General features: G+C 49.4%; 7 protein-coding genes. 2 read left to right on the forward strand and 5 right to left on the reverse strand.

The window, feature by feature from the left end; genetic code table 11:
- Positions 1 to 899: 899 nt before the first annotated feature.
- From dapE to mobB, 5 genes are all read right to left on the reverse strand, one after another.
- The gene (dapE, locus tag Q0140_RS00610; RefSeq protein WP_297960518.1) at positions 900 to 2,078 is read right to left on the reverse strand and encodes a succinyl-diaminopimelate desuccinylase; all 1,179 of its coding nucleotides are present in this window, start codon (positions 2,076 to 2,078) and stop codon (positions 900 to 902) included.
- Positions 2,079 to 2,093: 15 nt separating this feature from the next.
- Positions 2,094 to 2,690: a LysE family transporter gene (locus Q0140_RS00615; RefSeq protein WP_297960521.1), complete on the reverse strand. Its 597-nt coding sequence runs from the start codon at positions 2,688 to 2,690 to the stop codon at positions 2,094 to 2,096.
- Positions 2,691 to 3,879: 1,189 nt separating this feature from the next.
- A complete protein-coding gene (locus Q0140_RS00620) occupies positions 3,880 to 4,089 on the reverse strand; it encodes a hypothetical protein (RefSeq protein ID WP_297960524.1) in 210 nt (69 codons plus the stop codon).
- Positions 4,089 to 4,937 carry a class 1 fructose-bisphosphatase gene (locus tag Q0140_RS00625; RefSeq protein ID WP_297960527.1) on the reverse strand — a complete coding sequence of 283 codons (849 nt, stop codon included), beginning with the start codon at positions 4,935 to 4,937 and terminating at the stop codon, positions 4,089 to 4,091. Before Q0140_RS00625 ends, Q0140_RS00620 begins: the two co-directional genes overlap by 1 nt.
- Positions 4,938 to 4,946: 9 nt before the next feature.
- On the reverse strand, positions 4,947 to 5,435 hold the full coding sequence (gene mobB, locus Q0140_RS00630) for a molybdopterin-guanine dinucleotide biosynthesis protein B (protein ID WP_297960530.1): 489 nt from the start codon (positions 5,433 to 5,435) through the stop codon (positions 4,947 to 4,949).
- Positions 5,436 to 5,535: 100 nt separating this feature from the next.
- Between mobB and Q0140_RS00635 the strand changes: the two genes are divergently transcribed.
- Together Q0140_RS00635 and Q0140_RS00640 are read left to right on the forward strand one after the other, a co-directional pair.
- Positions 5,536 to 6,057, forward strand: coding sequence for a hypothetical protein (locus tag Q0140_RS00635; RefSeq protein ID WP_297960533.1), 522 nt, complete (start codon positions 5,536 to 5,538; stop codon positions 6,055 to 6,057).
- Positions 6,058 to 6,068: 11 nt separating this feature from the next.
- Entirely contained in the window at positions 6,069 to 7,025 is a 957-nt protein-coding gene (locus Q0140_RS00640) for a hypothetical protein (protein ID WP_297960536.1), read from the forward strand.
- Positions 7,026 to 7,408 lie beyond the last annotated feature (383 nt).

The following is a 7,408-nucleotide window of genomic DNA, read 5'->3' on the forward strand; positions in this document are numbered from 1 at the left end:
TTTATCGCGCCTTAGACGCTTGCTATGAGTGGTTGAAATTTTTCGCAGTGATAAAATTTAGCCTCGCGAAATTCCGCTCTGAAATCCTTCGATAAATTTTCGTCTTGCGTGTATTTAGTGTAGCAGCACGCGAGGCAGCAAAATTTTGCAGCCATTCGTGCGAATAAGGCAGGATAGTAAGGTTTTGTTGTGGAGTTTTGCAGAGGCTAAAAATTCTATGCTGCCGCGCCGTACGGGCAAAATTTCACATCGTCGTATCAAAGCAAAGTAAAAATTTTAATTGCGCTTGTCAGGCATGGTTAAAATCCGCGCAGAAGCGGTAAGCGGGGCAGAATTTATCTCAGCGGCAACGTGACTAAATAAAATTCTATAAATCCACGAAGCGGGCGGTATCCCAGCAGAAACGGCATTGTCCTAGCCAAGCTTCTTGCGTAAGCGGCGGGCGCGCCAAAGATAAAATTTTTCACTAAGACGGCGAAGTGCAGCAGTATGCTGCTAGAGTCACCTGACGAAGATGAAATTTTGCGCGAAGAGAGCGAGAAGAATTCTGCATAAATATCGCGCTATTACGCTAAAATTTATGCAAGGAGAAGCATTTTTATAAAGAATTTCTAGCAGCGGTAGCGTTCGCCGGCGAAGCTCGCCTTTGAGGTGGTGGCGTTTTGCTAAAGCTTCTTGCGAAATCGACGTTGCATAGCAAAGTAATTGTAAAAGCGGCAAGCGTGCTGTAGATAAAATTCTTGGCAAAAGCGGCGTAGCAGGGCAAAATTTCTACGCAATACGCACGGCAAAGATAAAATTTGCCAAGCAACTACGAGCGAAAACCCCAGTAAATTCGGCGAAACTTGGTAGAACGAAGAATTTTTATCAAATCTACGCAGCTTTACCAAATTCCTAAATTAGCCAAAATTTTCTATCAGATCGCTAAAAATTTTAGCTAAATTTTCGACGTCGCTAATCTCTACTCGTTCGTTGATCTGATGGATCGTGTCGTTTCGCACGCCAAACTCCGCCGTCTCCACGCCAAACTCCGCGAAGTATCTCGCATCGCTCGTGCCGCCTGCGGTGTTTAGCTCGGCTGCTGCGCCGCAGATCTTCTGCACGCTAGCGCTTAGTTTTTGCACGATTTTGGAGCTTCGCTGAGTTAAAAAAGGCTTTGAGGAGCTTTTTAGCGCAAGGTGTAGCGACGCGCCTGCTCGCAGCTGCGCGGTGCAGCTCATTTCTAGCTTGCCGCAGGATTCGCTTTCGTTGCATAGCGCGTCTTTAGCGTCCAGTTCAAATAACCCCAGTACATAGTCTCGCACGTCTTCTAGCCCCAGCCCTACGCCGCCGCGGACGTTAAACATCACGCGTACGTCCTTGGGTGTTACGTTTACTACCTGCGAACCGCCGCGAATGTCGGTGATGACTATCTTGGCTGGAGCGAAATCCTCGCTGCCAGCATCCAGATCATACCCCGCGAGGCTTGCTAGCACCGGCGCTAAAATGTGGACAGGATTGATGCATTTATCTGGGTAGGCTGCGTGCCCGCCGATACCCGTGAGCGTGAGGACGCCGTTAATCGAGCCGCGACGGCCAATCTTAATGGTATCGCCGAAGCGCACTTCGCATGTAGGCTCCGCAACGATTGCGAAGTCGGGTAGGGCACCTTGCTCGCGCAATTTAGAGAGCATTTCGCGCGTGCCGTAGATGCCGTCACCCTCCTCATCGCTGGTTAGCAGCAGGCTTAGCGTGCCCTTAAAATCGCGTGCCGCCGCTAGCGCGCAGATCGCCGCTGCGATGCCACTTTTCATATCCTGTGCGCCGCGCCCGTATAAAAAGCCCTCCGCTTCCACCGGCTTAAACGGATCGCTCGCCCAGCCCTCGCCCGGCGGCACGACGTCGATGTGCCCGGCAAAGCATAGGTGCGGACCCTGTCCGAAGCGCTTGGTAAAAATCGCGTTAGTTACGCCGTTTAGCTCGAATCTATCCTCGCTAAAGTCCGCCAGCAGCATCGAGACGTAGTTGAAAGCTCCGTCGTCGCTAGGTGTGAGCGAGCGGAATTTGATGAGCTCTTTTAGAATTTCAGTCGGTTTCATAAGCCTTCCTTTGGTTTAAATTTTACCGAAAATTATAGCGTATAAAAGCTTTAGTGCGAAAAATACCAAAATAAACGCCGAGATATATGCAAATGCCCGCACTACAATGTTTGGAAGCTTGCTGCGAGCTAGATATATCACAAGCGGAAAAAGCGTGATCCAAGCTAAGATTCCGCTTACAAGCCCCGCAAGAGCAAGCGCAAAATCTGCTCGCGCGGTGCCGGCAGAGACGCTGAGCCAAAACATAATGACGTATGGATTTAGTAAATTTATCAAAAAGCCTTTGCCGTAAAGCGCCGCACCCGAGCAAGCCTCGACGCTTGCGGGTTGCACCGAGCGAGTCGCGCCATGCCAGGTCGCGTACGCCGTGTAGAGCAAAAAGCACGCGCCAAATACCGATATGCAGGCAAAAACGATCGGGATTTTGGCTAACTGCGATATGCCAAACGCCGATAGCGCTAGATACAGCATATCCGCGCTCATGGCGCCGAGGCCCAGGCACAGCGCCTTGGTGTAGCTTCGCAGCGCGTAGGACATTATCAGCACGTTTACCGGGCCGATCGGCACGCTAACGCCCAGCCCCATCAAAACCCCTTGTACGAATGGCTGCATCCTCTGCTTATACTCCCCAAATCTGCTCTAAAATTTCGGCGTGCGATGCTGCGAAAAAACCTATGGGCGCGGCTTTGCGAATAGATCGATCTGAAATCTCGCGCGACCTGCGATCGGTTTTAAATTTAACGCAAACGCCGCCATACGCGTCTTAGCTTTAAAATTTTAACACGAGCGGTCGCATACGCTTCGGCTCTAAAATTTTTAACGTGTGCACTTGCATGCGCCTCGACTTTGAAATTTAACGAGCGCTTCACATACACGCTCAGTCGCAAAATTTCAATATGAGCATTATGTGCTTGAAATTTATACGAGCATTCGTGCGGCGGACCCGCTCACTAGACTTCAAATTTAGTTTTTAAATTTTAACGCACGGATCGCGGTTTAAATTTGTGGCTCGAATTTTGTGAGGCAAAATTTGCCGTTTTGCTGCGCCGCTAAGTTTGCTAGTTTAAATTTTGCCTTGTAAAATTTAAACTAGCAAAAGATTGGCGACAAACGGCGGCTCGCGCAAGTCGGCAAGTTTTAGTCGCGTAAATTTAAAGATCGCGGCGATAAAATTTAACCCGTCGAAATTTTGCTTTACGTAATTTCGCGCATCCGCGCTCATAACAGCCCATGATTGCAGATAAAATTTTGCGAAGCGAAATCGCGCCTTAAAATTTTATCCGTAAATTTTAAAAATTCAACGAAGGATACAACCCCGCCGTTCCGCCTATCTTAAAATTTTATCCACAAATTTTAAAAATCCGACCGCGGAGCCCGAGATTAACGTTTGTCCGCTTTGATTAGCCTCATGCTAAATTAACCATATGTGCGCTTTAAATTTAGCCGCACGCCTGCAATTTGGCTACGCCCTCTTTTTAAATTTTATCGGCCGCCGCAAAACCTTGTCCGCAAAACAGACGCACCGCAGAGCAGGCCCTGTCGCAACGCCAAATCGCGCCGTAAATTTTATCGTTTCGCAGTGGGACAAATTCCGTGCTGCAAAGTAAGAACCTGCGCGCCGCGCCGTATTAAATCTGCACCGCAGAGCAAATTCCGAGCGAATTCTGCGTCGTAGCTTAGTTTGCAGAAATTTTGCGTGCAAAGCCCACTTCATAAAAATTATGCGCCTGCAAGAGGAAGGCGGTGGTATATTTATACCCGAATTCGTAAAAATCCCCCGTCGCATCGCAATAGCGCAAATTTAAAACGAAAAATCCCCCGTCGCGCCGTGTGACATACTCTCATAGACCGCCTTGACGTATTTGTCGCGCACCGCGCAATCTAGCAGCTTCTCGCACTCCAGGCAGCTGGTGAGGTTGTGCTCGGCTTGGCACGCCTGCAGCGCGGCTAAGCTTTTATCCAAAATTTCGTCGTAAACGTCGCGCGGCGCAGTGTTCTCGGTATCAGCCATCAATTTTTCTCGCCGTAAATTTCATGCATCTTCGCGATCTCATACTTCGAGCCGAAAAAGCAAGGGGTGCTTTGGTGAATTTTTTCAATCTTTAGCTGCAAAAGCGAGCCGTTTTCGCCGTCGCTGGTGGCGCCTCCCGCGCGCTCGAAGATAAACGCAAACGGCAGCACTTCGAAAGTTACGCGAAGTTTGCCGTGCGGATGATCGCTAGTAGCGGGGTAGCTGAAAAGTCCGCCGCCTTTTAATAAAATTTGATGCAGGTCGCTCACCATCGCGCCGCTGTATCGCAGGCGGTAGCCCTCATCAAACAGCGCCCGCACGAGCTTTCGGTGCGGTTCGCTCCAGCCATTTTGCGTCGCGCCCGTGGCGTTTAGCTTGCCTTTTTGCTGTAGGCGCAGCTCTTTTACGAAGCTAAATTTGCCCTCGCGATTTAGGCGGTAGAGCTTCGGTGCATCCTCGCAAACGACCATCTCAAGGCGCGGCCCGTAGATGCAATAGATCGCCGCTTTTAAGTTTGCGGGCGAAATTTCATCCTCGTAGATGCCAAATATTGAGCCCACGGCGAAATTTACGTCCACCAAGCTCGAGCCGTCGAGAGGATCGTAGGCGACGATTAGGCGCGCATCTTTTCTAAGCTCCAGCGCCTCCTCTTTCTCCTCGCTGATTAGGGCTCGCACAAGCGGATTTTTGCGAAATTCCGCCTCGATTATGGCGTCGCTTTTTACGTCGAGTTTGAGCTGCGTATCGCCCGTGCTGTTGTGATGATCTGTGTAGCCGAAGTCCGCGTATTTCAGCTCCTCGGCGATTTGTAGCGCGATATTTTGGATTGATTTTACGATCTCTTGCATTTTATTCCTTTACATTTTTTTGGCGTTTTTTAATATCCATTCGCTAATGCCCGCAGCGTCGTTGATGTCAAAATTTACGCGGCAAAGCTTATCCATCTGCTCGCCGCTTAAATTTGAAGCGATCGCGTCCGAAAATGGCAGATACGCCGGATCGATCTTGTCTCGAAACAGGCTTATGCGCGGCAGCGGCAGCGTCTTTAGCCCCTCTACGAGCAAGATATCAAACTCGCCTAGCATCCGCACGACCTCGTCAATTTGCATACAGCGCTGCGAAAAATAGCTCGTCCGCGCAGGACTCATCACGACGGTCTCGGCGCCTAGCTCGCTAAATTTGGCGCTGTCCTTGCCCTCTACGTCAAAGCGCGCCTTATCGCCGGGATCGTGCTTTACGATCGCAGTCCGTAGCCCGCTAGCGATAAAAATTTTAGCGATCTTGCAAATTAGCGTCGTTTTGCCGCTGTTGGAAGGGCCTGAAAATGCGATAACAAGTCTTTTCATTTTTAAAATCCGGCTTTTTAAGATGAGCAGATTGTAGCGAATTTAGCCTTTTAAAAAGCAAAATTCGTTAAAATGCGCCTAAAATTTCAAAGGAAGATCGATGAAAAAATTTGATTTTAGCGGCGCGCTAAACGGCCTGCTAAAGGGCTCACTCCTAGCCGCGCTAGCGCTATTTTTAAACTCCTGCTCCGCAAACGATCCCCGTCACGATCCGCTTAAAAACGAGTTTTTGGCCTACACGCAAAAATTTGAATCGGTGCGCGCGGGCGATCGCTATTTGGGAGTGGCGACCTATCTAAATCCCGTCGCGCCCGAGCTTAGAAACGCCGCTGGAGACGAGGTGTTTTTGCTCACCTCCTATCCTAAAGAGATTCAGATCCGCGCGGTGCAGATTAACGGCGCAAACGCAAACGTAGTGCCGCTGCACGACGGAGATCCGCTTTTGCAAAAGGAGCTTTTTAAGATCGCGTGGTCAAGCCGCTACAAGATCACCGCGCCTAAGAGCGATAAGGACGAGCTGGTGCTTAGCTACCGCACCTCAAATGGTCTGAACGCCACGATGAAATTTCGCAAAGTTTCAAAGTCGCTGTATTGGCAGCCGCAGATCGATCTGAAAGATTAAAAGGGGAGCAAATGGGTTACGACATAAGCTACCACGCGATTGGCAAAGATGAAATTTCGCAGTGGTATTTTAAGCCGCTAAAGCTCGCGCAGAAGGGGGATTTTGAGGCTATTGCTAAAATCGCTCGCGAAGCGGGGGTGGATGAATTTTATGTAGAAAAATACGCGGATGGCTTCCGCTCGGCGCTGCAGTACGGCACGCAGGGGATTTTTAATAAAACGCACGGATTTCATATAGCCGTGGCGCAGGGCTATTTTAGAGAGTATTTTTACACGCGCGGCACGGCGTTTAGCTTTTTGGCGGCGCAAAGCTTTAAATTTAAACCCTACATAAGCGATTGGCGCGAGGTTTTGCCGGCGGAATTTTTAGCGGAATTTAGCGGGCAAATTCATAACGAGATCATCGAAAACTACTGCTGCGGCGCGTATCTAAATGCCGATAATGTGCAGAAACTGCTGCGCGATTATGAAGCGGACGGCGAGATAAAAGAGGCGATAGATGAGTTTTACGCGCAGAATTTGCCCGTGTTTTTAAACGCGCTAAATTCCGCCGCAGAGCTTGAAGCAGGGCTGCTTGAGGCTACCGAGGTGATTGAGCCCAATCCGATCGATCTGAATAGGTCCGAGTCGTTTTCAAATCTTTTTAATTGCGATACGCAGGGCGCGCTGATCTATGCGGAAATCGCCGCGCAGCAGATCGGCGAGGCGATAGAGCGAGATAAGGCAGGCGGAGGCGTTAGGATGGTCAGAGAGAATTTTACCTTGCGCAGCGTCGATGTAGCGGGCGGCAGCAGTGCAATAGAAGCGGATGGCGACATAATGAAGGCAAGCAGCGAGAATTCCGTCTCGTGCAGCGGTGATACGATAGAAGGCGGCAGTGAGAATTCCGCCGCAGAAGATCATGAAGACGAAACCTGCGCAGGCGGCGAAAAGTCGCTTTTCGGCAAGATCAAAGGGCTTTTTAAATAGCAATTTGATCGCTAAATTTTATTCCGCCGAAGTTTGCGCAGAGTTAAGGTCGTAAAATTAAATCATCTCACGTCCGCAGACCCTGCGCGGTTAAATTTAGCTAAAACGGAGCAGGGGAGGCAAGCGTAAATTTAAAATTTAAGCTTGCCGAAATTTAAACGGCGACCCGCATATCTGAAGTTACGAAATTTTAAATCGCCGCAAACAAGCTGTAAAGAGGCTAAATTTAAACCCGCTACAGCCTTTGCGGCGGATATCGACGAAAAGGCTATTTGTTTAAATTCTATAGCCGAAAACGCCCGATTTTGATTTCATGCTACTTAAAATTTTACGCTCGGGCGTTAATTTAATCACTCACAAAACGCCGCGATAAAATTTCAATG

It is taken from the genome of uncultured Campylobacter sp., assembly GCF_938045405.1.
Lineage (GTDB): Bacteria > Campylobacterota > Campylobacteria > Campylobacterales > Campylobacteraceae > Campylobacter_B.

Bases quoted from the DNA above. Each gene is read 5' to 3' on its own strand.
- Q0140_RS00625 (WP_297960527.1), bottom strand. From the start codon at position 4,937: ATGCAAGAGATCGTAAAATCAATCCAAAATATCGCGCTACAAATCGCC.
- Q0140_RS00615 (WP_297960521.1), bottom strand. From the start codon at position 2,690: ATGCAGCCATTCGTACAAGGGGTTTTGATGGGGCTGGGCGTTAGCGTG.
- dapE (WP_297960518.1), bottom strand. From the start codon at position 2,078: ATGAAACCGACTGAAATTCTAAAAGAGCTCATCAAATTCCGCTCGCTC.
- Q0140_RS00620 (WP_297960524.1), bottom strand. From the start codon at position 4,089: ATGGCTGATACCGAGAACACTGCGCCGCGCGACGTTTACGACGAAATT.
- Q0140_RS00640 (WP_297960536.1), top strand. From the start codon at position 6,069: ATGGGTTACGACATAAGCTACCACGCGATTGGCAAAGATGAAATTTCG.
- Q0140_RS00635 (WP_297960533.1), top strand. From the start codon at position 5,536: ATGAAAAAATTTGATTTTAGCGGCGCGCTAAACGGCCTGCTAAAGGGC.
- mobB (WP_297960530.1), bottom strand. From the start codon at position 5,435: ATGAAAAGACTTGTTATCGCATTTTCAGGCCCTTCCAACAGCGGCAAA.